At 62.3% G+C, this 23,583-nt stretch carries 22 protein-coding genes; 20 read left to right on the forward strand and 2 right to left on the reverse strand.

Annotation, left to right across the window (positions count from 1 at the left end; genetic code table 11):
• The first annotated feature begins 93 nt into the window (after positions 1-93).
• From leuS to VZC39_RS15220, 15 genes are all read left to right on the forward strand, one after another.
• Positions 94-2,673 carry a leucine--tRNA ligase gene (gene leuS, locus VZC39_RS15150; RefSeq protein WP_434663634.1) on the forward strand — a complete coding sequence of 860 codons (2,580 nt, stop codon included), beginning with the start codon at positions 94-96 and terminating at the stop codon, positions 2,671-2,673.
• Between the two features lie 94 nt (positions 2,674-2,767).
• Positions 2,768-3,250, forward strand: coding sequence for an LPS assembly lipoprotein LptE (lptE, locus tag VZC39_RS15155; RefSeq protein ID WP_434663635.1), 483 nt, complete (start codon positions 2,768-2,770; stop codon positions 3,248-3,250).
• 13 nt (positions 3,251-3,263) lie between these two features.
• Complete coding sequence (gene holA, locus VZC39_RS15160) at positions 3,264-4,298, forward strand: DNA polymerase III subunit delta (RefSeq protein ID WP_434663638.1); 1,035 nt, start codon at positions 3,264-3,266, stop codon at positions 4,296-4,298.
• The gene (gene nadD / locus VZC39_RS15165; RefSeq protein WP_434663639.1) at positions 4,292-4,939 is read left to right on the forward strand and encodes a nicotinate-nucleotide adenylyltransferase; all 648 of its coding nucleotides are present in this window, start codon (positions 4,292-4,294) and stop codon (positions 4,937-4,939) included. Before holA ends, nadD begins: the two co-directional genes overlap by 7 nt.
• A 185-nt stretch (positions 4,940-5,124) precedes the next feature.
• Positions 5,125-5,463: a ribosome silencing factor gene (gene rsfS, locus VZC39_RS15170; RefSeq protein WP_349919125.1), complete on the forward strand. Its 339-nt coding sequence runs from the start codon at positions 5,125-5,127 to the stop codon at positions 5,461-5,463.
• A 20-nt stretch (positions 5,464-5,483) separates the two neighbouring features.
• Positions 5,484-5,951, forward strand: a complete 468-nt coding sequence (gene rlmH, locus VZC39_RS15175) for a 23S rRNA (pseudouridine(1915)-N(3))-methyltransferase RlmH (RefSeq protein WP_259230594.1) — start codon at positions 5,484-5,486, stop codon at positions 5,949-5,951.
• 146 nt (positions 5,952-6,097) lie between these two features.
• Entirely contained in the window at positions 6,098-8,020 is a 1,923-nt protein-coding gene (gene mrdA, locus VZC39_RS15180) for a penicillin-binding protein 2 (RefSeq protein WP_434668486.1), read from the forward strand.
• Between the two features lie 95 nt (positions 8,021-8,115).
• Positions 8,116-9,219, forward strand: coding sequence for a rod shape-determining protein RodA (gene rodA / locus VZC39_RS15185; RefSeq protein ID WP_434663643.1), 1,104 nt, complete (start codon positions 8,116-8,118; stop codon positions 9,217-9,219).
• Positions 9,219-10,217 (forward strand): lytic murein transglycosylase B, encoded by a 999-nt coding sequence (mltB, locus tag VZC39_RS15190; protein ID WP_434663645.1) that lies wholly within the window; start codon positions 9,219-9,221, stop codon positions 10,215-10,217. Before rodA ends, mltB begins: the two co-directional genes overlap by 1 nt.
• Positions 10,159-11,088, forward strand: coding sequence for a septal ring lytic transglycosylase RlpA family protein (locus tag VZC39_RS15195; RefSeq protein ID WP_434663647.1), 930 nt, complete (start codon positions 10,159-10,161; stop codon positions 11,086-11,088). The genes mltB and VZC39_RS15195 overlap by 59 nt, the downstream gene beginning before the upstream one ends.
• Positions 11,089-11,250: 162 nt before the next feature.
• Positions 11,251-12,480, forward strand: a complete 1,230-nt coding sequence (locus VZC39_RS15200; RefSeq protein WP_434663650.1) for a serine hydrolase — start codon at positions 11,251-11,253, stop codon at positions 12,478-12,480.
• A 263-nt stretch (positions 12,481-12,743) separates the two neighbouring features.
• A complete protein-coding gene (gene ybeD / locus VZC39_RS15205) occupies positions 12,744-13,007 on the forward strand; it encodes a DUF493 family protein YbeD (RefSeq protein WP_349919136.1) in 264 nt (87 codons plus the stop codon).
• Between the two features lie 81 nt (positions 13,008-13,088).
• Positions 13,089-13,766, forward strand: a complete 678-nt coding sequence (lipB, locus tag VZC39_RS15210; RefSeq protein ID WP_349919138.1) for a lipoyl(octanoyl) transferase LipB — start codon at positions 13,089-13,091, stop codon at positions 13,764-13,766.
• Positions 13,767-13,845: 79 nt separating this feature from the next.
• Positions 13,846-14,811 (forward strand): lipoyl synthase, encoded by a 966-nt coding sequence (gene lipA, locus VZC39_RS15215; RefSeq protein ID WP_349919140.1) that lies wholly within the window; start codon positions 13,846-13,848, stop codon positions 14,809-14,811.
• A 154-nt stretch (positions 14,812-14,965) separates the two neighbouring features.
• The gene (locus tag VZC39_RS15220) at positions 14,966-15,472 is read left to right on the forward strand and encodes a GNAT family N-acetyltransferase (RefSeq protein WP_434663653.1); all 507 of its coding nucleotides are present in this window, start codon (positions 14,966-14,968) and stop codon (positions 15,470-15,472) included.
• Positions 15,473-15,667: 195 nt separating this feature from the next.
• Here the strand turns inward: VZC39_RS15220 and recJ are convergent, their stop codons facing one another.
• On the reverse strand, positions 15,668-17,398 hold the full coding sequence (recJ, locus tag VZC39_RS15225) for a single-stranded-DNA-specific exonuclease RecJ (RefSeq protein ID WP_434663656.1): 1,731 nt from the start codon (positions 17,396-17,398) through the stop codon (positions 15,668-15,670).
• A 397-nt stretch (positions 17,399-17,795) separates the two neighbouring features.
• On the opposite strand from recJ, the gene mscL reads away from it, so the two are divergent.
• Positions 17,796-18,203 (forward strand): large-conductance mechanosensitive channel protein MscL, encoded by a 408-nt coding sequence (mscL, locus tag VZC39_RS15230; protein WP_434663658.1) that lies wholly within the window; start codon positions 17,796-17,798, stop codon positions 18,201-18,203.
• A gap of 68 nt (positions 18,204-18,271) precedes the next feature.
• On the opposite strand, the gene xerD is transcribed toward mscL, so the two are convergent.
• Entirely contained in the window at positions 18,272-19,183 is a 912-nt protein-coding gene (gene xerD, locus VZC39_RS15235) for a site-specific tyrosine recombinase XerD (protein WP_434663661.1), read from the reverse strand.
• 194 nt (positions 19,184-19,377) lie between these two features.
• Between xerD and fldB the strand changes: the two genes are divergently transcribed.
• The 4 genes from fldB to VZC39_RS15255 all read left to right on the forward strand — a co-directional run bounded on the left by fldB (position 19,378) and on the right by VZC39_RS15255 (position 23,525).
• Positions 19,378-19,896 carry a flavodoxin FldB gene (gene fldB / locus VZC39_RS15240; RefSeq protein ID WP_434663663.1) on the forward strand — a complete coding sequence of 173 codons (519 nt, stop codon included), beginning with the start codon at positions 19,378-19,380 and terminating at the stop codon, positions 19,894-19,896.
• Between the two features lie 241 nt (positions 19,897-20,137).
• Entirely contained in the window at positions 20,138-21,538 is a 1,401-nt protein-coding gene (locus VZC39_RS15245) for a TldD/PmbA family protein (RefSeq protein WP_434663666.1), read from the forward strand.
• Entirely contained in the window at positions 21,538-22,878 is a 1,341-nt protein-coding gene (locus tag VZC39_RS15250) for a TldD/PmbA family protein (RefSeq protein ID WP_434663668.1), read from the forward strand. The genes VZC39_RS15245 and VZC39_RS15250 overlap by 1 nt, the downstream gene beginning before the upstream one ends.
• A gap of 353 nt (positions 22,879-23,231) precedes the next feature.
• A complete protein-coding gene (locus VZC39_RS15255; protein WP_434663671.1) occupies positions 23,232-23,525 on the forward strand; it encodes a hypothetical protein in 294 nt (97 codons plus the stop codon).
• Positions 23,526-23,583 lie beyond the last annotated feature (58 nt).

Genomic DNA, 23,583 nt, shown 5'->3' on the forward strand with positions numbered 1-23,583 from the left:
ATGCTGGCGGTTGTTGCCGCCGCAGGATATGGGTATTCTATCGGGATTTCCCAGCTGATTTATCTATTCATTTCACAGATCCGGATGTCACCAATGCAAGAGCAATACGTTCCCCAATCCATAGAACCAGCAGTGCAGCAGCACTGGGATGCCAAGAAAACCTTCAAGGCCGTGGAAAAAGTAGACAAAGAGAAGTTCTACTGCCTCTCCATGTTCCCCTATCCGTCTGGTCGTCTACACATGGGGCACGTGCGCAACTACACCATAGGTGATGTGATCTCCCGTTATCAACGCCTCAATGGCAAGAACGTGCTGCAACCCATCGGCTGGGATGCCTTCGGTCTGCCGGCCGAGAACGCCGCCATCAAGAACAACACCGCGCCGGCGCCATGGACCTACGAAAACATCGAATACATGAAGAACCAGCTGAAAATGCTGGGTCTGGGCTATGACTGGGATCGGGAACTGGCCACCTGCAAGCCGGATTACTACCGCTGGGAGCAGTGGTTCTTCACCAAGCTCTACGAGAAGGGTCTGGTCTACAAGAAGACCTCCTCCGTCAACTGGTGCCCGAACGACATGACGGTGCTGGCCAACGAGCAAGTGATCGACAACTGCTGCTGGCGTTGTGATACCCCGGTTGAGCAAAAAGAGATCCCCCAGTGGTTCATCAAGATCACCGACTACGCCGAAGAGTTGCTCAGCGATATCGACAACCTGGATGGCTGGCCAGAGATGGTCAAGACCATGCAGCGCAACTGGATTGGCCGCTCCGAAGGGGTCAACATCAGCTTCAAGGTCGACGGTCAGGCTGACAGCCTGGAGGTTTACACCACTCGTCCCGACACCTTCATGGGCGTGACCTATGTGGGTATCGCCGCCGGTCATCCTCTGGCAGCCCTGGCGGCCGAAGGCAACCCGGCGCTTGCCGCCTTCATCGAAGAGTGCAAGCACACCAAGGTGGCCGAAGCGGACATGGCGACCATGGAGAAGAAGGGCATGGCCACCGGCCTCTATGCCATTCACCCCCTGGATGGTCGCAAGGTACCGGTCTGGGTCGCCAACTTCGTGCTGATGAACTACGGCACCGGCGCCGTGATGGCGGTACCCGGCCACGACTTGCGTGACCACGAGTTCGCCACCAAATACAGCCTCGAGATCAAGCCCGTCATCAAGCCCGTCGAGGGAGACGTCCCGGACGTCATCGCCGCCGCCTACACCGACAAGGGTGTGCTGTTCAACTCCGGCGAGTTCGACGGCCTCGAGTTCCAGGCTGCCTTCGATGCCATCGCCACCAAGCTGGAGAGCCTGGGTTGTGGCAAGCGCACCGTCAACTACCGCCTGCGCGACTGGGGTGTCTCCCGTCAGCGCTACTGGGGCGCCCCCATCCCGATGCTGACCCTGGCTGACGGCAGCGTGGTGCCGACCCCGGAAGATCAACTGCCGGTGCTGCTGCCGGAAGACGTGGTGATGGACGGCATCCAGAGCCCCATCAAGGCCGACCTCGAGTGGGCCAAGACCACTTACAACGGCCAGGAAGCGTTCCGCGAAACCGATACCTTCGACACCTTCATGGAGTCCTCCTGGTATTACGCCCGCTACTGCTCCCCGGACTACGACAAGGGCATGCTGGATCCGGCGGCCGCCAACCACTGGCTGCCGGTGGATCAGTACATCGGCGGCATCGAGCACGCCTGTATGCACCTACTCTACGCCCGCTTCTTCCACAAGCTGCTGCGCGACGCGGGTCTCGTGAACAGCGACGAGCCGTTCAAGCGTCTGCTCTGCCAGGGCATGGTGCTGGCGGATGCCTTCTACTACAAGGACGAGAAGGGCGGCAACGTCTGGGTCAGTCCCCTCGACGTAAAGATCGAGCGTGACGACAAGGGCCGCATCACCAAGGCCGTCGATCTGGAAGGCCGCGAAGTGATCCACTCCGGCATGACCAAGATGTCCAAGTCCAAGAACAACGGCATCGATCCCCAGCTGATGGTGGAGCGTTACGGCGCCGATACCGTGCGTCTGTTCATGATGTTCGCCTCCCCGGCCGACATGACCCTGGAGTGGTCCGACTCCGGCGTGGAGGGCGCCCAGCGCTTCCTGCGTCGCCTGTGGCGCATCACCTTCGAACACGTCAGCGCTGGCGCCGCCCCTGTCCTGAGTGTGGCCGCGCTGAACGCCGAGCAGAAGGCGGTGCGCCGCGAGCTGCACAAGACCATCGCCAAGGTGAGCGATGATGTAGGTCGCCGTCAGACCTTCAACACCGCCATCGCCGCCATCATGGAGCTGATGAACAACCTGGCCAGACTCGGCAACGACGAGCAGGACCGCGCCCTGATGCAGGAAGCGCTGGAGGCCGTGGTGGTCATGCTCTACCCCATCACCCCGCACATCGGCTTCGAGCTGTGGAAGATGCTGGGCCAGGAAGGGGACATCGACGTGACCGGTTGGCCGGTGGCCGATGAAGCGGCCATGGTCGAGACCGAGAAGCTGGTGGTGGTACAGATCAACGGCAAGAAGCGTGGTGAGCTGACCGTACCGGCCGAGATCAACCAGGCCGACATCGAGAAGCTGGCCATGGCAGATGCCTCGGTGCAGAAATTCACCGAAGGCCTGACCGTGCGCAAGGTGATCTACGTACCGGGCAAGCTGCTCAACATAGTCGCAAACTGATGATTGCGGACCGAACCTCGGTCACTGCACATCCATGAATGATGACGGCGGGCTGACGCCCGCCGTTGTTCAAAGATTTCAAAGAGGATTTTTCATGGGCATGCCCTTTACTCGCTGGATTGCCATCATCTTGGCGGGGCTGCTGCTGCAGGCCTGCGGTTTTCAGATGCGCAGCACCGCCATCCCCCCCGAGCTGATGACCATGAAGGTGGTCGGTGACAACAAGAGCGACTTCTATCGTCTGGTGACCACTCGTCTCAAGGCGGCCGGAGTCGAACTGGCTGACAAGGAGGGCATTCCGGTGCTGACCCTGGCAGGCGTGCGCAGCAGCAGTCAGGTCGCCTCCGTCGACGCCATCGGTCAGGATCGGGAATATCTGCTGGGTTACAGCACCCAGTTCAGCGTGACCGTGCCGGGCAAGCCAACCCAGGTCTTCCCCATCACCTTCAACCGCAGCTTCCTGAACAAGCCGGATGCCGCACTCGCCTCTTCTCGCGAGCAGGAGCAGCTCGGCAAGGAGATGCAGGAACAGGCCGCAAATCTGGTGATCCGCCAGCTAAGCCAGGTCAAGTTCTGATGCGAGCATCCTGATGAGAGTCTATCCGGAGCAGTTTGCAGACCATCTCAAAGCAGGGCTAAAGCCCTGCTATCTCGTTTTTGGTGACGAGCCACTGCTCAAGCTGGAAGCCGTTGACGCCATTCGTCAGGTGGCCGTCAAGCAGGGCTTCGATGAGCGCCACAGCTTCGTGGTCGAGGCCGGTCTGGACTGGAATCAGGTCTACGACGCCTGCCAGGCCATGAGCCTCTTCTCGGCCCGCCAGATCATCGAGCTTGAGCTGCCTGCCAAGGTCGACAAGGATCTCGCCGCCCGCATCACCGAGATTGGCAAACAGTTGCACCCCGATCTCCTGCTGGTGCTCTCGGGCAACCGCCTCAACCAGACCCAGATGAAAGCCGCCTGGTTTGACAAGCTGAGCCAGCTCGGCACCTATGTACCGGTCAATCACCCCGAGCCCCGCTTCTTTCCGCGCTGGATGAGCGCCCGCTTCCAGCGCTTCGGCCTCAAGGCCCTGCCGGATGCGATCAACTTCATGTGCCACGCCTACGAAGGCAACCTGCTGGCCGCGAGCCAGGAGATCGAGAAGCTGACTCTGCTCTCCCCGCCCCAACCCATCAGCGTCGCCTATCTGCAGGAGACCATCATCCGTCATGCCCACTTCACTCCTTTCCAGCTCATCGACTGCCTGCTGGAGGGCAAGGTGAACCGGGCCCAGCGCATCCTGCTGGCCCTGCGGGCCGAGGGCACCGAACCCGGCATGCTGGCCTGGACCCTGTGCCGCGAGCTGGAACAGCTGACCGAGCTGGCGCTGGCCGCGCGGGCGGGTCAGCCCCTGGTGGAGCACTTCTCCCGCCTGCGCATCTGGCAGAGTCGCCAGCAGCTCATTCAACAGGCCCTGACCCGGTTGCCCTTCGCCAAGATACAGCAGCTGTGGCAACTGATGGCCCGGCTCGACGACGCCCAGCGCCGTTTCGACACCGAACAGGCCTGGCTGATGCTGCAAACCCTGGCACTGGGTTTTCGCGATGGCGCACCGCTCCCGATGCTGGAGCCGCAATCGTGCTGACCCCCCCCATCGGCCTGTTGGGAGGCACCTTCGATCCCATCCATATCGGTCATCTGCGCCCGGCCATCGAGGCCCGCGAGGCACTGGATCTGGCCGAAGTGCGCCTGCTGCCGAATCATATTCCGCCCCACAGGGCCAGCCCTCTCTGCTCGAGCGAACAACGCCTCGCCATGGTCAGGCTGGCGGCGGCAGAGACGCCGGGATTCGTGGTGGATGAGCGGGAGCTTGGACGAGACAAGCCTTCTTACACCATCGACACCCTCATCGCGCTGCGAAAGGAACTGCCTGACACCCCGCTCTGCTTCCTGATGGGCATGGATTCCCTGCTCGGCCTGCCGAGCTGGCATCGCTGGCAGGAGCTGCTCGCTTACGCCCATCTGGTGGTCAGCGTCCGTCCGGGCTGGCAGCCGGATTACCCGGCCGAAATAGAGGATCTGCTCCGCCACCACCAAAGCCGGGACAAACAGGATTTCCATCGCCATCGCCATGGCCGAGTCTGGCTTTGCGACAACCTGCCCATCGAGCTTTCAGCCACTCGGCTGCGGACCTTGCTGGCAGAAGGGCGGGATCCCAGGTATCTGCTGCCGGCCTCGGTTGCGAGCCATATCGCCAAGCACGGACTCTATCAGCCGACACCCTGAGGCGCAGCGAGAGCCTGGGCGACTATTGCCCACGCAGGTTGCGCACTATAGTGATCAACAGGGCCCGCCTCCCTTGAGGCAGCCCAGGATGTCATCCCCTTTGCCGGACTGGGAAACGGGAATGACCATGATATAATCCGCCGCCCTGCAGTTACGCAGCGCGCCGGACAGAGTAGGAGAAGACATTGCAAGGCCAAGAATTACTCGCCTTTATCGTCGACAAGATCGATGACATGAAGGGTCGCGACATCATCACCCTGGATGTGCGCGGCAAGTCCAGCATCACGGACACCATGATCATCTGCTCCGGCAACTCCAATCGCCACGTCACCGCCATCGCCCACAACCTGGCAAGCGAAGCACGCCACGCCGGGCTGGATCTGCTCAGTGTGGAAGGAGAGCTCACCGGTGAATGGGTACTGGTGGACATGGGATCCGTCATCGTGCACGTGATGCAGGATGAATTTCGCGATTTCTACCAACTGGAAAAGCTCTGGGGCGGCGCCCAAGTACAGGTGCAATAAGGGTGCAAGTGTAAAGAACGATGAAGATCCAGTTGATTGCGGTGGGCACCAAGATGCCCGCCTGGGTAGAGCATGGCTTCGAAGAGTATCGCCGCCGTTTCCCCAAAGACATGCCGTTTGAACTCGTCGAAATAGGCGCGGGCAAACGGGGCAAGAATGCCGACATTCCCCGTATCCTGCAAAAGGAAGGGGAAGCCATGCTGGTCGCCGCAGGCCGCTCCCGCATAGTAACCCTGGACATTCCCGGCAAGCCCTGGACCACGGAGCAGCTGGCCGTGCAACTGGAGGCCTGGAAACTGGATGGTCGCGATGTGGCCTTGCTGGTGGGAGGCCCCGAGGGGCTTTCGCCCGAATGCAAGGCCGCTGCCGAGCAGAGCTGGTCCCTGTCGCCGCTCACCCTGCCCCACCCGCTGGTGCGGGTGCTGGTGGCCGAGAGTCTCTATCGCGCCTGGAGCATCACCACCAACCATCCGTATCACAGGGAATGAAGCATGCACAGCTGGCGCATCACCCTACCATGTCATCCATATCACAGAGCGTGAAGCATGTTTCCCCTGCACCGCCTCTCCCGTCGTATTCATGGCACCAGACTCCGGTCTGGTGCCATCGCTCATAAGGTAGCGGCATGCTGAAGATGAAGAATCGCATCGAGATGCGCGATCACAGCGCCGAAGGACGGCTGTTCTTCCGGCGCACCCTGGTCGCCTACATCGGCATGGTGGTACTCATGCTGGTGCTGCTCGGCAACCTCTACTACCTGCAAGTAGAGTCTTACGACACCTATCAGACCCGTTCCAACGACAACCGGATCCGGGTCGTGCCCGTGGCGCCGCCCCGGGGCCTCATCTATGACGCCAACGGCGTGCTGCTGGCGGAGAACCGCCCCGTCTACAGCCTGGAAATAGTGCCGGAAGAGACCGACGATCTGGAGAAGACTGCCGACGCCCTCATCGAGCTGCTGAAGCTGCCGGAAGGGACCAAGGAGAAGTTCCTGGCCGAGGTCAAGCGCCAGCGCCGCTTCAAGCCAGTGCCCCTGTTCGAGAAGCTGACCGAGTATCAGGTCGCCCTCTTCTCGGTCAATCAGCACAACTATCCGGGAGCCAGCATCGAGGCCTACCTCAAGCGTTACTATCCGTTCGGGGATACCCTCACCCACGCCCTAGGTTATGTGGCCAAGATCAACACCCGCGACGTGGAGCGCCTCGAGAAGGAGGACAAGCTCGCCAACTATGCCGCCACCAAGGACATCGGCAAGCAGGGGGTGGAGAAATTCTACGAGGATCAGCTGCACGGCGTGGCGGGTTATCAGGAAGTCGAAGTCAACAACCGCGGCCGGGTGGTGCGCACCCTCAAGTTCCAGCCTCCCGAGCCCGGCAAGGACATCTACCTCAACATCGATATCCGCCTGCAGTTGAAGGCCCAGGAGCTCTTGGCCGGTCGCCGTGGCGCCATCGTCATGATGGAGCCGAACACCGGCGCCATCCTGGCCATGGAGTCGAGCCCGAGCTATGACCCCAACCTGTTCGTGACCGGCATCTCCAGCACCAACTACTCGGCGCTGCTCAATGACCCCGCTCGTCCACTGGTGAACCGCACCACTCAGGGGATCTACGCCCCTGCCTCCACCGTCAAACCCATGATGGCGGTAATGGGGCTCAACGAAGGGGCCATCACCCCGAACTACCGCTACTTCGGCGGACCCAGTTTCTCCATCCCGGGCACCACCAAGAAGTTCCGGGACTGGCGCCGCTGGGGTCACGGCTGGCTCGATGTCTATCGCGCCATCGAGGTGTCAGCGGACACTTACTTCTACGATCTCGCCTACCGGGTCGGCATCGACAAGATCAACAGCTACATGACCAAGTTCGGCTTCGGTCAATACAGCGGTGTCGATCTCTACGAAGAGACCAAGGGGGTCATGCCATCCCGTGACTGGAAGATGGCACGCTGGCGTCAACCCTGGTATCAGGGGGACACCATCTCCATCGGCATTGGTCAGGGCTACTGGAGCTCGACCCCGATCCAGCTGGCCAAGGCGATCAGCATATTGACCCAGAACGGCCACGACGTGACACCGCACCTGCTCAAGAGCACCGCCTCGGCAGAGGGCGTGATCAATGCCCCCATCAATCCGAACATCGCGATCAAGGCCAAGAGCGACACCTACTGGCAGGTGGCCAAGGACGGTATGTGGCGCGTCATCAACGGCCACGAGGGGACGGGTCGGCGTGCCTTTGCCAACACCCCCTATGTGGCAGCGGGCAAGTCAGGCACCGCCCAGGTCGTGGGCCTGAAAGAGAATCAGGTCTACAACGCGGCCACCACCAAGGTGGAGCACCGTGACAACGCCCTGTTCGTCGCCTTCGCCCCCTTCGACGCCCCCAAGGCCGTGGTCGCCCTGGTGTTGGAGAACGCCGGGGGCGGCAGCGCCATGGGGGCGCCGGTCGCCCGCCACATGCTGGACGCCTACCTGCTACCGCCCGAGCCCCAGTTGCCACCGGCTCCCCAGCCGTCAGCTCCTGATACGGCCCCCAGTGGATCAACCCCCAGTGAGTAAGACAATGCAGGGACAGCGCCTTGACCCCCAGTGGCAGATCAGCCTGCCACTGGCTCTTCTCACCCCCTCATTGATGCAGAACGAGGTCTCCTCCCATGAGTAACTCCGCCCGCCAGCAGAGCATCTGGTACCGGCTGCATATCGACCTGCCGCTGCTGCTCGGACTGCTGGCCCTGATGACCCTCTCCATGGTGGTGCTCTACTCCGCCTCGGGTCAGGATTTTGATTCCATCGTGCGCCAGCTGGTGCGTGGCGGCCTGGCGTTCGCCCTGATGATAGGCCTGGCCCAGCTGCCGCCGTCCCTCTATGCGCGCTGGTCCGTGCCGCTGTTCGCCGTGGTGGTGGTGCTGCTCATCGCGGTGGACGTATTCGGCCACATCGGCAAGGGGGCGCAGCGCTGGCTGGATCTCGGCTTCATGAAGTTCCAGCCCTCCGAGGTGATGAAGCTCTCCATGCCCATCATGGTAGCCGCCTGGCTCAGTCGTCACTCCCTGCCTCCCAAATTCAGCCACGTGCTGATCGCCCTGGTGATGGTGTTGCTGCCCACTCTGCTCATCGCGGCCCAGCCCGATCTCGGCACCTCCATCCTGGTGGCCGCTTCCGGCTTCTTCGTCATCTTCCTGGCGGGGATCAGCTGGTGGCTCATCGGACTGGCGGCCGTGCTCATCGCCGCTTTCATGCCGGTACTCTGGTTCTTCCTGATGCACGACTACCAGCGCCAGCGGGTGCTGATGCTGCTGGACCCGGAGAAAGACCCCCTCGGCCGCGGCTATCACATCATCCAGTCCAAGATAGCCATCGGCTCCGGCGGCGTATTCGGCAAGGGCTGGCTGCAGGGCACCCAGTCCCAGCTGGAATTTCTGCCTGAGCGTCACACCGACTTTATCTTCGCGGTATTCAGCGAGGAGTTCGGCCTGGTGGGGGTCGCCCTGCTGCTGGTGATCTACCTCTACATCATCAGCCGTTGCCTGTTCATCTCCATGCAGGCCCAGAACAGCTTCGAGCGCCTGCTCGGCGGCGCCCTGACCCTCACCTTCTTCGTCTATGTGTTCGTCAACATGGGCATGGTGAGCGGCATCCTGCCAGTGGTGGGGGTGCCTCTGCCTCTGGTCAGCTACGGCGGCACCTCCATGGTGACCCTGATGGCGGGCTTCGGCATCCTGATGTCCATCCAGACCCACAGACGATTGCTCGCCTGATGAAGATCTGCTGGCTGGCGCTCTGCCTCTTTTCGCTCACGGCAGGGGCGAGCGTCTCTCCCGAACGGCTGGCCGAGCTTGCCAGCCAGCAGCAGGTCCCCCTCGCGGCACTGCAGGATGCCACCGCCAAGGCCCAGCTGCGTCAGGAGATCCTCGATACCATAGCCCGCCCCTGGGAGGCCAAGCCCTGGCATCGCTACCGGCCGCTGTTCGTCACCCCCGAACGGATCCGGGACGGACTCGCGTTCTGGCAGCGCCACGCCGCCCTGCTGACCCAGGCGGAGCAGGCTTACAGGGTACCGGCATCGGTCATCGTCGCCATCATCGGCATCGAGACCTTCTATGGCCGCCAGATGGGCCGCCACTCGGTGCTCGACAGCCTCTATACCCTGGGTTTTCACTACCCGGAGCGCAGCGATTTCTTTGCCAAGGAGTTTGCCCAGCTGGTTTTGCTAGCGCGGGAAGAGAAGTGGCCGCTCACCTCATTGAAGGGCTCCTACGCCGGGGCCATGGGCATGGGGCAGTTCATGCCCTCCAGCTATCGCCACTACGCCGTCGATTTTGACGGGGATGGCAAGCGAGACCTGTTTGCCAATCCGGCTGACGCCATCGGCAGCGTGGCCAACTACTTTGCCGAACATAAATGGCGCTGGGGAGAACCCGTGGTCGAACCCGCCTTGATCGGGCTGGCTCCTGTGAGTACTCTGCTGACACTCGGCCCCGAGTTCAGCCAGCAGTGGCAGGAGCTTGCCGCCGCCGGCATCGAACTCGCCGCCCCACCGGCCCCGGACACGCCAGTCAAGCTGCTGGCATTGGAGCAGGCGGACGGGCCCGAATACTGGGTCGCGCGCCACAATTTTTATGTGATCACCCGCTATAACCGCAGCCCTCTCTATGCGATGGCGGTGCATCAACTCAGCCAAGCAATCCAGGACGCTTATGCATTACAGCCACAGACTTCTTCCCCTCAGCCTGACCTTGTTGCTGGCCGCCTGTAGCAGCCAGCCAGAGCCACAGCCCCTTCCCGAAGCGCCCGTCCAGCAGGAAAAGCCGCAAGTCATCGAGATCCCCCAGGCCACCGGCGCCATCCCGCGCCCCGAGCCCCTGAGTGCCAGCGGCAACCGTGACTACTGGATCGGCAAGCAGAAGTACGAGGTGTGGCGCGACATCAAGCACTATCAGGAAGAGGGGACAGCCAGCTGGCTCTCACAGGATCTGGATGGCCAGAAGACCGCCAACGGCGATCTGCAAGACAGCAAACTGTTCAGCGCCGCCCATCGCAACCTGCCGCTGCCGAGCTATGTGCGGGTCACCAACCTCGGCAACGGGCTGGAGACGATCGTGCGCATCAACGATCGCGGCCCCTTCGGCAGCGATCGCCTCATCGACCTCTCCCACGCCGCCGCCAAGCAGCTCGACATGGTGGAAGGGGGAGAGGCCCGGGTGCGACTTGAGCTCATCAGCGACACCCCGGATCAGATGGTGGAGATGGTGCCCATGACGCCGATGCAGCCCATGCAACCGGCCGCGCAGGCCGACAATGCACTCTTGGAACCCACACCTGCCGCACCGGCGCCCGCCCCCAAGGCCGTGCCTGCCGCGACCATCAAGCCGGTCGCCACGGCGACCACCTCAACCCAGGCCACCAGCGGTCAGGGCAAGCTTATCCAGGTGCTGGCGAGCGGATCCCAGCCCAGAGCCGAGGCCATGGGCAAGGTGATGACCCAGCGCTACGGGGTGCCCTATCAGGTGGTGGCCCATGACGCCATCTTCCGGGTCTTGCTGGGGCCGGTTGCCAGCGACCAGCAAGCCGCCCTGCTTGAGCAGATCCGCCAGGGTGGGCTGGAGCAGGCCTTTATCGTTCCCTGATGAGCGCGGCATCACGTCGTATCCCGGCGTGATGCCGCCCATCGGGCCAGAAAATCCCGGCCAGATCGCATGTCGGGCTATGACCGACGGGCACATCTGGTATAGTGAAGCCCGCTTTTTTTAACATTGGGTCTACCCCATCCAGGCACCAGGAATTTCAAGATGTCCAAATTTGCCCGCTCCGTCATTCTGGCCTCCCTGTTAAGCGCCACCGCCCAGGCCAATCAGCCAGTGCCGACACCGGATTCAGCTCTGCCGTCTGCCCAGCCGGTCCCGACCCTGAACGCCGCCCCCATGGTCGTGCCTGCCGCGCCGGAAATCGCCGCCAAGGCTCATATCCTGATCGACTACTACTCCGGTCAGGTACTGGCCGAGCAGAACGCCGAAGAGCGTCTGCCGCCCGCCAGTCTGACCAAGATGATGACCTCCTACATCATTGGCCAGGAGCTGGCCAAGGGGAACATCAAGCGTACCGACATGGTGACCATCAGCCAGAACGCCTGGTCCAAGAACTACTCCGACTCCTCCAAGATGTTCATCGAGGTGGGCAAGCAGGTCTCCGTCGATGATCTCAACAAGGGCATCATCATCCAGTCCGGCAACGACGCCTGCGTCGCCATGGCCGAATACCTGGCAGGCAGCACTGACTCCTTCGCCAGCCTGATGAACAGCTGGGCCGCCAAGCTCGGCATGAACGACAGCCACTTCATGAACCCCCACGGCCTGGATGCCGAAGGGCACTACAGTACCGCTCACGACATGGCGCGCCTGGGTCAGGCCCTCATCCGCGATCTGCCGGAGGAGTACAAGATCTACGCCCAGAAGTCCTTCGTCTTCAATGGCATCACCCAGCACAACCGCAACCGTCTGCTGTGGGATCAATCCCTGCAGGTGGATGGCATCAAGACCGGTCACGTCAGCCAGGTCGGCTACAACCTGGTCTCCTCCGCCACCAACAATGAAGGCATGCGCCTGATCGCCGTGGTGCTGGGCGCCGGCAGCGAAGCCACCCGCGCCGCCGAGAGCAAGAAGCTGCTCACCTACGGTTTCCGCTTCTTCCAGAGCCTGACCCCGTACAAGGCCGGCACCGAGCTGGTGACCCAGAAGATCTGGATGGGTGACAAGTCCGAGGTGAAACTCGGTGTGGATCAGGACGTCTCCGTACTGGTGACCCGTGGTCAGGGCAACAACCTCAAGGCCGACTTCCAGCTCGAGAGCGAGCTGAAGGCACCGCTGGCCAAGGGTCAACGCGTCGGTACCGTCTTCCTCAAGCAGGGTGACAAGGAGATCAAGCAGGTTCCCCTGGTCGCCCTGGAAGAGGTACAGGAAGGTGGCCTGATGAGTCGCCTGTGGGATTACGTGGTGTTGCTGGTTTCCAGCTGGTTCAAGTGATCCACGCACAATATTGACCAAACAGCGGCGCCAACAGGCGCCGCTGCTGCCTTTGGCCTGTCCAACCAGTCAATAACCCTGCAAACTGCAGGTTCCGCCGACAAGGGATTTGTGGTAAAAAGCAGCACTTCCACGACTTGTCACCTCCCCCGGGCCTTGATCCCGGCGTGGGCCGTGCCCATATTGACAGGAACTGGCGGCCCCAAGGGGCCATGCAAGATCAAAGATAACGTCGCCTCGTGGACGACGAAAAAGGTGAGCAAATGAATACCAAGTTTGATGAACTGCTGGAGTTCCCCTGCAAGTTCCCGTTCAAGGTGCTCGGCGTGGCCGACCCTGCCCTGCCAGACATGGTGGTCGAAGTGCTGCAGCAGCACGCTCCCGGCACCTACAGCCCGACCGTTCAACCCAGCTCCAAGGGCAACTATCACTCGGTCCGGGTGACCGTTACCGCCCAGAGCAAGGAACACATCGAGACCATGTACGCCGCCCTTGGCAAGATTGAGCTGGTTCGCTACGTCCTGTAAATCGCCTCTCTCGCCCCGCCCAGGGGTGAGTGATTATCGCGTGTCCGGTTTTCCGGTTAAAGCGCCCGTCAGTGAGGAAAGATGTCACTTCAAACGCCTGCTCAGCCAGCGCTGCTCGTCAGACAGCTTGGTCGCCGCCCCTACCAGCCGGTGTGGGATGCCATGAAGGCTTTCACCGACAGTCGCACCCCCGATACCCCGGACGAGTTCTGGGTGGTGGAGCACGATCCCGTCTACACCCAGGGGCAGGCCGGCAAGGCCGAGCATCTGCTCGCCCCCGGTGACATTCCCGTGGTGCAGAGCGATCGCGGGGGCCAGGTGACCTATCACGGCCCGGGCCAGCTGGTGCTCTACGTGCTGGTGGACGTGCGTCGCAGCAAGCTGACGGTACGCGAGCTGGTCACCTGCCTCGAGACCGCCATCATCAATACCCTGGCCAAGAGCGATATTTCGGCCTATGCCAAACCGGATGCGCCGGGTGTCTATGTGAAGAATGCACAGGGGATGGAAGCCAAGCTGGCCTCCCTGGGGCTGCGTATTCGCAAGGGCTGCTCCTTCCACGGGCTGGCACTGAACGTTGACATGGACATGACCCCCTTCCTGCGCATCAACCCGTGCGGCTATGCGGGCATGAGCATGACCCAGACCAGTGCCCTCGGCGGCCCGAAGAGCGTGGCCGAAGCACAATCCCTGCTGGTGGTGGAGCTGGCCAGGCTGATCGGCTACCAGACGATCACCAATACCGAAGCGGCGGCATGAACAGACCCATGCTGCGCGGTCATGAGGGCCTGGGCCCGATGACCATCAATCAGACAATAACAAACACCGAGAGTGAATCATGAGCAAACCCGTTCGTATGGAGCCGGGCGTCAAGCTGCGCGATGGCGACAAGATGGCCCTGATCCCGGTGAAATTCATGCCGGATCCCGACGAAGAAGTGCTGCGCAAGCCGGACTGGATGCGGATCAAGCTGCCGCCGTCCAGCCAGAAAATCGAGCACATCAAGAGCACCCTGCGCAAGAACAAGCTGCACTCGGTGTGTGAAGAGGCCTCCTGCCCCAACCTGGCGGAGTGCTTCAACCACGGCACCGCCACCTTCATGATCATGGGCGCCATATGTACCCGTCGCTGCCCCTTCTGCGACGTCGCCCACGGTCGCCCGCTGGCGCTGGATCCCGATGAGCCGAAGAAGCTGGCACTGACCATCAAGGAGATGGGCCTCAAGTACGTGGTGATCACCTCGGTGGACCGTGATGACTTGCGTGACGGCGGTGCCCAGCACTTCGCCGACTGCATCAAGCAGATCCGCGAGCACAGTCCCCAGACCCGCATCGAGATCCTGACCCCGGACTTCCGTGGCCGGATGGAGCAGGCGCTGGAGGTATTCCGCGAGACCCCGCCGGACGTGTTCAACCACAACCTGGAAACCGCACCGCGCATGTACCGGGTCGCCCGCCCGGGCGCCGACTACAAGTGGTCCCTCGAGCTGCTGCGCCGGATCAAGGAGATGCACCCCCATGTGCCGACCAAGTCCGGCGTCATGATGGGTCTGGGCGAAACCAACGAGGAGATCGTGCAGGTGCTGACCGACCTGCGCGAGCACGGCGTCAACATGCTGACCCTGGGCCAGTATCTGCAGCCGAGCCGCCACCACCTGCCGGTCAAGCGCTACGTGCCGCCCGCAGAGTTCGACGAGCTCAAAGAGGTCGCCATGGGGCTGGGCTTCTCCCACGCCGCCTGTGGCCCCTTCGTGCGCTCCTCCTACCACGCGGATCTGCAAGCCAAGGGCGAAGAGGTCAAATAACCTCTCACGCCAGGGGAGCATTCCTCATGATGAAAAAGAGCGCCTTATGGCGCTCTTTTTCATTGAGGACTTCGGACTTGGCACCCCCGTCCCTTGGCGGGTGCCAGGCTCCGGGGTTAAGGTAGCGACTCCTTTTCTTTGAGCGAGGCACAGGATGCCCATCCCTATCGTTCATCTGATCCCCATGAGTGAGGCGGATTTCCCCGCCTATCGCGACTACTTCATCGACGACTACGCCAAGGATCTCGCCAGCAATCACAGGTTGTCCCTCGCAGAAGCCCATCAGCAGGCCGGGGACGCTTTGCAACAGTACCTGCCGCAAGGTGCCGCCACGCCGGGCGAGAGCCTGCTCTGCATCATTCCAGTGAGTGACAGTGTCGAGAGCGCTATCGCACCGACAGCGACCATCGCCGGCTATCTCTGGCACCGCATCGACACCGCCGCTCACACCACCTTTATCTATGACTTCTACATACAGCCAACTCATCGCAAACTGGGGTATGGCAAGGCCGCCATGGCGGCACTGGAGGCCGAGTTGAAGCGCCTTGGCGTCAGCCAGATCAAGCTGAGGGTTGCTTATGACAACCCCAGAGCCAGGGCGCTCTACCAGGAGATTGGCTTTCACATCACGGGTTACAACATGGCCAAGACTCTGAGTTGATGGCCCCCGCCATCCACTCTCTTTCGTCATGTCATGGTGAGCCGACGCTCACAGCGAGACCCAGTCAAAGACGTGAAGCCCAGCGACATCAGCCCCGCCACGGATAGACAGGTCAGCCCGGTCTAGCCATTTCCCATAACAAAACGGCCACCCAGGGGTGACCGTTTTACGAGAAGTGCGTTGAAGTGACGACGACTAGCTGCCGGCGGCTTCCAGATGCTCCACTAGCAGTTGCACGCTGCGATTGCCCCGCCACTCGTTCACATCGAGGCGATAGACCAGTCGCACCCGCTTCACCGACGCATCGGGCCAGCGTTTGAGATCGACCCCGAAGGCGATGGCATCCACCGCGTGGCCGGAGTCCGTGGTCAGCATCATCTTGAGGTGCTTCTCCCCCACCAGCCGCTGCTGCACCAGCACGAATTCACCGTCGAACAGCGGCTCCGGGAAGGCCTGCCCCCAGGGGCCGGAGGCACGGATGAGCTCGGCCAGCTCCAGACTCAACTCGTCGGAGAGCAGTTCGCCATCGGTGAGCAGCACCCCGGTCAGCAGCTCCGGGGTTACCAGCTCGCCGATGATGGCCTCGAAGGCGCGGCCAAAGGCCTCGACATTGGCCTTGGGCAGGGTCAGCCCCGCCGCCATGGCGTGGCCGCCGAACTTGCCCATGAGGCCGGGATGGCGAGTATCGAGCAGCTCCAGCGCGTCCCGCAGGTGCACGCCCGGGATGGAGCGCCCCGAGCCCTTGAGCTCGCTATCGCTGCTCTCGGCGAAGGCGATCACCGGTCTGTAGTACTTCTCCTTGATCTTGGACGCCACCAGCCCCACCACCCCCTGATGCCACTCGTCCCGGTGCAGCACTATGCCGTTTGGCACCTCGCCATCCCGGAAACGGATCTGCTCCAGGGTGGCAAGGGCCTCCTGCTGCATGCCCTGCTCTATCTCCTTGCGCTCCTGGTTGAGACTGTCCATCTCGGCGGCAAGCTGACGCGCCAGATTGATGTCATCGCACAGCAAACAGGCGACCCCGAGGGACATGTCATCGAGGCGACCCACCGCGTTGAGGCGCGGCCCGAGCGCAAAACCGAGATCGGCGGCGCAGAGGCGCCGGCCATCCCGGCCCGACACGTCCACCAGCGCCTGGATGCCGGGGCGACAGCGACCGGCCCGGATCCGCTGCAGACCCTGATGCACCAAGATGCGGTTGTTGCCATCCAGTGCCACCACGTCGGCCACGGTGCCAAGGGCCACCAGATCCAGGTAGTCCGCCACATTGGGAGGGCGAATGCCCAGACGCTCGTACCAGCCGCTCTGCCGCAGGTGGGTGTTGAGGGCCGCCATCAGGTAGAAGGCGACCCCGACCCCGGCCAGGGATTTCGAGGGGAAGTCGCAGCCACGCTGGTTGGGGTTCACGATGGCGTCGGCATCCGGCAGATCCTGACCCGGCAGGTGATGATCGGTGACCAGAACCTGCATGCCGGCGGCCTTGGCCGCCGCGACCCCGGCGATGCTGGAGATACCGTTGTCCACCGTAACAAGAAACTCTGCCCGGCGAGCTATTGCCAGTTCAACTATCTCCGGCGTGAGGCCATAACCGAATTCAAAGCGGTTGGGGACCAGAAAGTCGACATGTTCCGCCCCCATGGCCCGCAGCGCCAATACGCAGAGGGCCGAGCTGGTGGCGCCGTCACAGTCGAAATCGCCGACGATCAGGATCCGCTTTTGGGCCGTCAGCGCCGCCGCCAGCAAGGGCACCGCCTGCGCCATGCCAAACAGGCGCTGGGGGGGCAGCAGATGGCTGGCACTGCGTTCCAGCAGAGCGGGATCCACGACCCCGCGACTCGCAAAGATCTGGCGCAGCAACGGATGCAGATTGGCGGGAAGGTGGGAGTCATCCACCCGGGGACGACGACGAATTTGCAGGGGCATCGATAACATCCAGTAGCGTGAGCAGTGGTTCAGGGCAGCATGAGGGGAAGACCTCCCCGAGCCTGCCTTGAGGCCGAGCCCTGGCTCGGGCCGACACATAGGAGAGAGAGGATCGCATCATCGGCCGCCACAGTGCAACCCGACAGGGACCAACAATCTCCTCTGCGGTGACCCATTCCCCCGACAGGCGAACTGTGTGCAAATGGTTAATCAGCAATGAGTTAATAATGCCGGATGTTAAAAATTCCTATTCAGGAAGGTTGCCAATTGGACCGAGGCCCCGCAAGCTTATCGGGACGACAGGAAACACGATGGTCATCCCTCTGTTTTCCTGATGCTTTATTATTCAAATCGAGGGGCGGTAGCGGCCGCCCACATCCCATTTTTGGAGGGGAACATGAGTCTGATTCAAGAGTTCAAGGCCTTTGCGGCCAGAGGCAACGTCATCGATATGGCGGTCGGTATCATCATTGGTGCCGCCTTCGGCAAGATAGTCTCCTCCTTCGTGGGAGACGTCATCATGCCCCCCATCGGCCTCATCCTGGGCGGGGTGGATTTCAGCGATCTCGCCGTGACCCTGAAAGCCGCCGAAGGGGATGTGCCCGCCGTGGTGATCGCCTACGGCAAGTTCATCCAGACCATCATCGACTTCCTGATCATCTCCTTCGCCATCTTCATGGGGCTCAAAGCCATCAATACCCTGAAGAAGAAACAGGAAGAGGCCGCGGCCCCCGTCGGTCCCACCAAGGATCAGGAGCTGCTGACCGAGATCCGGGATCTGCTCAAATCCCAGCAGGGCAAATAAGCCCACCTCCTGTCGTGCATTAAAAAAACCGCCTGATGGCGGTTTTTTTATGGGCATAATCCTGGCGCTCAGGCCCTGGGATGGTGCTCCCCGTGCAATGCCTTGAGCCGCTCATTGGCCACATGGGTGTAGATCTGGGTGGTGGAGAGATCCGCGTGCCCCAGCAGCATCTGCACCACCCGCAGGTCGGCGCCGTGATTGAGCAGGTGAGTGGCGAAGGCGTGACGCAGGGTATGGGGGGAGAGCTCACCCCGGATCCCGGCGCGCTGGGCATAGATCTTGATGCGATGCCAGAAGGTCTGGCGGGTCATCATCCTCGCCTGCTTGGAGGGGAAGACCACATCCGAGCTGGTGCCGCCGAGCAGCAGGGTCCGCCCCTCCCTGAAGTAGCGCTCGAGCCAGTGAATGGCCTCCTCCCCCATGGGCACCAAGCGCTCCTTGTTGCCCTTGCCGACGACGCGCACCAGCCCCTGGCGCAGGCTGACATGTTCGGCGGTGAGCCCCACCAGCTCAGAGACCCGCAAGCCGGTGGCGTAGAGCAGCTCCAGCATGGCCCTGTCCCGCAGCTCCAGCGGGTCATCCACCAGAGGTGCAGTGAGCAGCGCCTCCACCTCCGCCTCGCTCAAGTCGGCGGGCAGCTTCTTGGGGAGTTTTGGCCCCTCCAGCAGCACGGTGGGATCGTCGGTTCTCAGTTTCTCCCGATTGAGGTACTGATAAAAACGGCGCAGAGCCGACAAGAAACGGGCCGTAGAGCTCGGGGCAAACTGCTGGTCCACCCGCCAGGCGAGGTAGTGCTGGATATCGTCGATGTTCGCCAGCAGCAGGGAGCTGCCCGCCTTGTCGAGCCAGAGCGCAAACTTCTCCAGATCGGTGCGATAGGAGCTGACCGTGTTGTCCGACAGTCCGCGCTCCAGCCAGAGGGCGTCGAGGAAGGGCTCTATCAGGGGGTGATCGTGCTGGGCGGGGACTGGCTTGGTCATGGGGCTACCGTCTTTGGCAAACGAGGGGCCATTGTAGCGCGACCCGCCGCCCTAGGCACAGGTCGTGACAGACGCCTCTTGCCCGATGAAGGGCGGCCGGCAATCTGCTAGACTGGCGCTCTTCCCCCGGGCCACCCTCTGGGTCCCGGCACCGGCAGCCCCACCGGCGGCCTACAGCGTTCAAGAGAAGTACGATGAAGATAGGTTTGTTTTACGGCTCCACCACCTGCTACACCGAGATGGCTGCCGAGAAGATCCGTGCCCTCATCGGCCCGGAGCTGGTCGATCTCCATAACATCAAGGATGTGCCGCTGGCCCGCATGCAGGAGTACGACATCCTGATCCTCGGTATCTCCACCTGGGATTTCGGCGAGCTGCAGGAAGACTGGGAATCCCGCTGGGAAGACATCCAGGACCTCGAACTGGAGGGGCGCATCATCGCCCTGTTCGGCATGGGGGATCAGCTCGGCTATGGGGAGTGGTATCAGGATGCCCTCGGCATGCTGCACGATCAGTTGTTGCCCAAGGGGGTCAAGCTGGTGGGCTACTGGCCCAATGAAGGCTACGAGTTCGACGCCTCCAAGGCACTGATCGACGATGGCCGTCACTTCGTCGGCCTCGCCCTCGACGATGCCAATCAGTACGACCTGACGGATTCCCGCATCGAGCAGTGGGTCGACCAGATCCTGGGCGAGATCCACGAGCTGCTGTAATCCAGCGCAGCGCCCGGCAGTGAGCGTCACCTCGTCCCCTGCCTGATCCCAGAATTCCCCCGTTCCGAGCGGCCCGCTGGCGGCTCGGACGTATATGGCACACCTGTTTTTTCAATCGGGCTCATCGCCTGCCGAGTAGCGACAATTTCATGCTGGTCTGCAACAATGCAGGCGACGCTCCATAACAATCCCAACCAGAGCGTCGGAAGCAAACAGGAAACAGACCAGAAAAGGATATTCTATGACGCCATTCTCCCTGTTGGCCCCCGCCATCGCCCGCGACGTGCTCGATCACGCCCTGGCGCTGGGTGCCGACTTCGCCGAGCTGTTCGTGGAGCGCAAGCGCCGCAGCCAGCTCAGCCTGCTCTCCAGCCAGATCGAAGCCATCAGCGGTGGCCTCGATTTCGGTATAGGGGTGCGCCTGTGTTACGGCCACAAGGTGCTCTATGGCTACACCAACCTGGCCGATCGCAACGAGCTGCTGCGCATCGTCAGCCTCCTGGCGGCCAAGGACAGGCGGGATCCCGTGGTGACCGCCACCGCCTTTGATTTCATCCGTCTGAATGATCGCAATCCGGTTGCCCTGCCGCTGTCGGCCGACAAGCAGCTGGAGCAGAAGATAGCCTACCTCCATGCCATGGATGCCGCCGCCCGCGCCGAGAGTGCCAAGGTGAGCCAGTTCTCCGGCAGCACCCTTGGCTGGGAGCAGGAGGTGGAGATCTTCAACAGCGAAGGCTTGCAGGTGAGCGATCGTCGCCACTACAACCGCATCACCGCCCAGACCATCGCCCTGGATGGCGGTGAGCAGAGCGTGGGCTATGAAGCCCCTGGCGCCATGATGGGCTGGGAGCATGCCGCCCTCATCGATCCCCGGGAACTGGCCCTCTCTTCCACCCGCCAGGCGCTGGTGAAACTTGGCGCGGCGCCCTGCCCGAGCGGCAACCTGCCGGTCATTCTGGAGAGCGGCTTTGGCGGCGTCATCTTCCATGAAGCGTGCGGTCACCTGCTGGAGACCACCTCGGTGGCCAAGAAGGCCTCTGTATTCCACGACAAGATGGGCCAGCTCATCGCCAACCCCGTGGTCAACGCGGTGGATGAAGGGCTGCAGGGCAACGCCTGGGGCTCCATCAACGTCGATGACGAGGGGATGGCGGTTCAGCATACCCAGCTCATCAAGGACGGCGTGCTCACCGGTTTTCTGGTGGACAGAATGGGGGCGCTCAAGACCGGCTATGCCCGCACCGGCTCAGGGCGGCGCGAGTCCTACCGCTTCGCCCCGGCGTCGCGCATGCGCAACACCTACATAGAGGCGGGCCACCACAGCCTGGATGAGATGCTGGCGAGCGTGGAGCACGGCATCTATGCCAGACGCATGGGAGGCGGTTCGGTGCAACCGGGCACCGGCGAGTTCAACTTCAACGTGCAGGAGGCCTATCTCATCGAGAAGGGCAAGATCACCCGCCCCCTCAAGTCGGCGACCCTGATCGGGACGGGCCCGCAAGTTCTGCAGGAGATCTCCATGGTGGGCCGGGATCTGGCCATTTCGGCCGGCATGTGCGGTTCCGTCTCGGGCTCCATCCCCGCTTCCGTCGGCCAGCCGCCGCTCAAGGTCGACAACATTCTGGTGGGAGGTAACGCCTGATGAGCACCATCGACATGACACCACTGCTCCACCGCCTGCTGGACAAGGTCGCAGACCTTGGCGCCGAGGCGGACATCATCGCCAATCAGGACAAGGCCTTCTCCCTCAAGGCGGACAAAGGTGAGCTCAGCGAATACAAGGTCACCAGCAGCCAGCAACTCGGCATTCGTCTCATCAAGGATGGTCGGGTCGGCCTCGCCTACTCCGAATCTCTGGATGAGTCGGCGCTGGATACCATGCTGCAGGATGCCCTCGATGCCTGCCGTTTCGCCAAGGTGGATCCGGATCAGCGCATCTCGGTGCAGGGAAGCCGTCTTAGCACGGATTGTCCCGAGATTTATCAACCAGACAACACCCCGGTGGAAGAGAAGATTGCCCTGGCCCTGCGCCTCGAGTCAGACATCCTGGCCCTGCCGGATGTGACCGGCGCCCCCTACAACAGCGTCTATGAAGGGGAGAGCCAGCTCTGCCTCGCCAACAGCCTGGGCACCCTCTGCCAGCACAAGGAGTTCAGCGTCGGCTGCTATAGCTCGGCCCTGATCGAGCGCGATGGTCGCCATTCTATGCACTATCAGGGGCAGCAGGCCCGCCGCTTCGATGAGCTGAACCCGGGTGCCCTCGTCACCCAGATCCATGCCATGGCCGATGACCTGCTGCCCGGTGAAGCCGTGCCGAGCGGTCGCTACAGCGCGATCTTCACGCTCGACTGCCTGGCCAGCCTGTTTGGCTGCTTCCAGGCGGCGCTCTCGGGCAAGTGGGCCCAGCAGGGGATCAACCCCTGGCGCGGCAAGCTCGGCCAGAGCGTGGCCTCCCGCTGGCTCACCCTGGAGAGCCGGATCCATATGCCGGGAGGCATGCGGATCAAGGGCTTCGACGGAGAAGGCACGCCGACCCAGGACGTGCTGCTCATCGGTGAAGGGGAACTCAAGACCCTGCTGCACAACAGCGCCAGCGCCCATCACTTCGGCGTAGTCAGCAATGGCGCGGCGGCCCGCAGTGCTCGCGGCGCACTGGATGTGGCCCCTCGCCACCTGGTATTCGGTCTCGGCCCCCACACGCAGGCCGAGGTCAAGGCAGGCGAATACCTGGAACTGGTCAAGCTGGATGGTCTGCACTCCGGCGCCGATGCGGTGAGCGGCGACTTCTCGTTTGGCGCCTCAGGCTTCCTGTGCCGGGACGGTGAGCGGATACAGCCAGTGCGGGGCATCACGGTGGCGGGCAACTTCTACCGCCTGCTGGGCGAGCTGGAGGCGGTCGGCGATGTGCTCCATCACGATGATGGCAAGGGCTTCTATGCTCCCCTGATCCGCTTCGGCGGCCTCAGCATCGCAGGCAAATGACCTGGGGAAATAGCTTGTTGCTGCGCGTCGCTATCGGCCCGCCTGGGCGACCTTCGCATCGCAGCCCCTCCCCGATATGCATGCGGCGCCATCAGGCGCCGCTTTTCATGAACAATTTTCTGCCCATAGCACGCAGCCCGGCCCCCTTGCGTATTGCAATGTCGGCATCATGAACCCTCCCCCCTTTATTTCCTCTGCTCAGGCGACTGACGCCAGGCGACCCTCGGCATTGGCAACCCGAAAGCCATCCAGAAAAATTGTGCTCTTGTCATCCCCCTTTGTGGTCGATAACGACCTTGATGACACTGCAATGCGCAGCGTCCTGCAAACAGGCAAGAGATCGGGAGATCACCATGAAAGCCACCACCATGACCCTCACCCTTGTCGCATTGGGGTGCTTGCCAACACTGTCGGCCTCGGCGGCCAACGGTGGTCAGCTGACGATCAGGGGCGCCATCGTGGCAGCAAGCTGCGACGCGAGTCAGCAAAGAGAGAGCATGCAAGTCACCTGCGATTCGGGCACACAGTCGGTCAACCTGACACACCTGGCGCAGGAGCCCTCCCGCGACCTGACCCGGGTGCAACTCATCCACCAATGGATTGCCCCACAACACACCAGAGCCATCATCACCCTCAACCACAACTAAACGACCGTCAGCCATGGCTGAAAACAACAACGGCGACCCTGGGGTCGCCGTTGTTGTT

The organism is Aeromonas sp. NJAU223, from assembly GCF_051125555.1.
Classification (GTDB): domain Bacteria; phylum Pseudomonadota; class Gammaproteobacteria; order Enterobacterales; family Aeromonadaceae; genus Aeromonas; species Aeromonas veronii_G.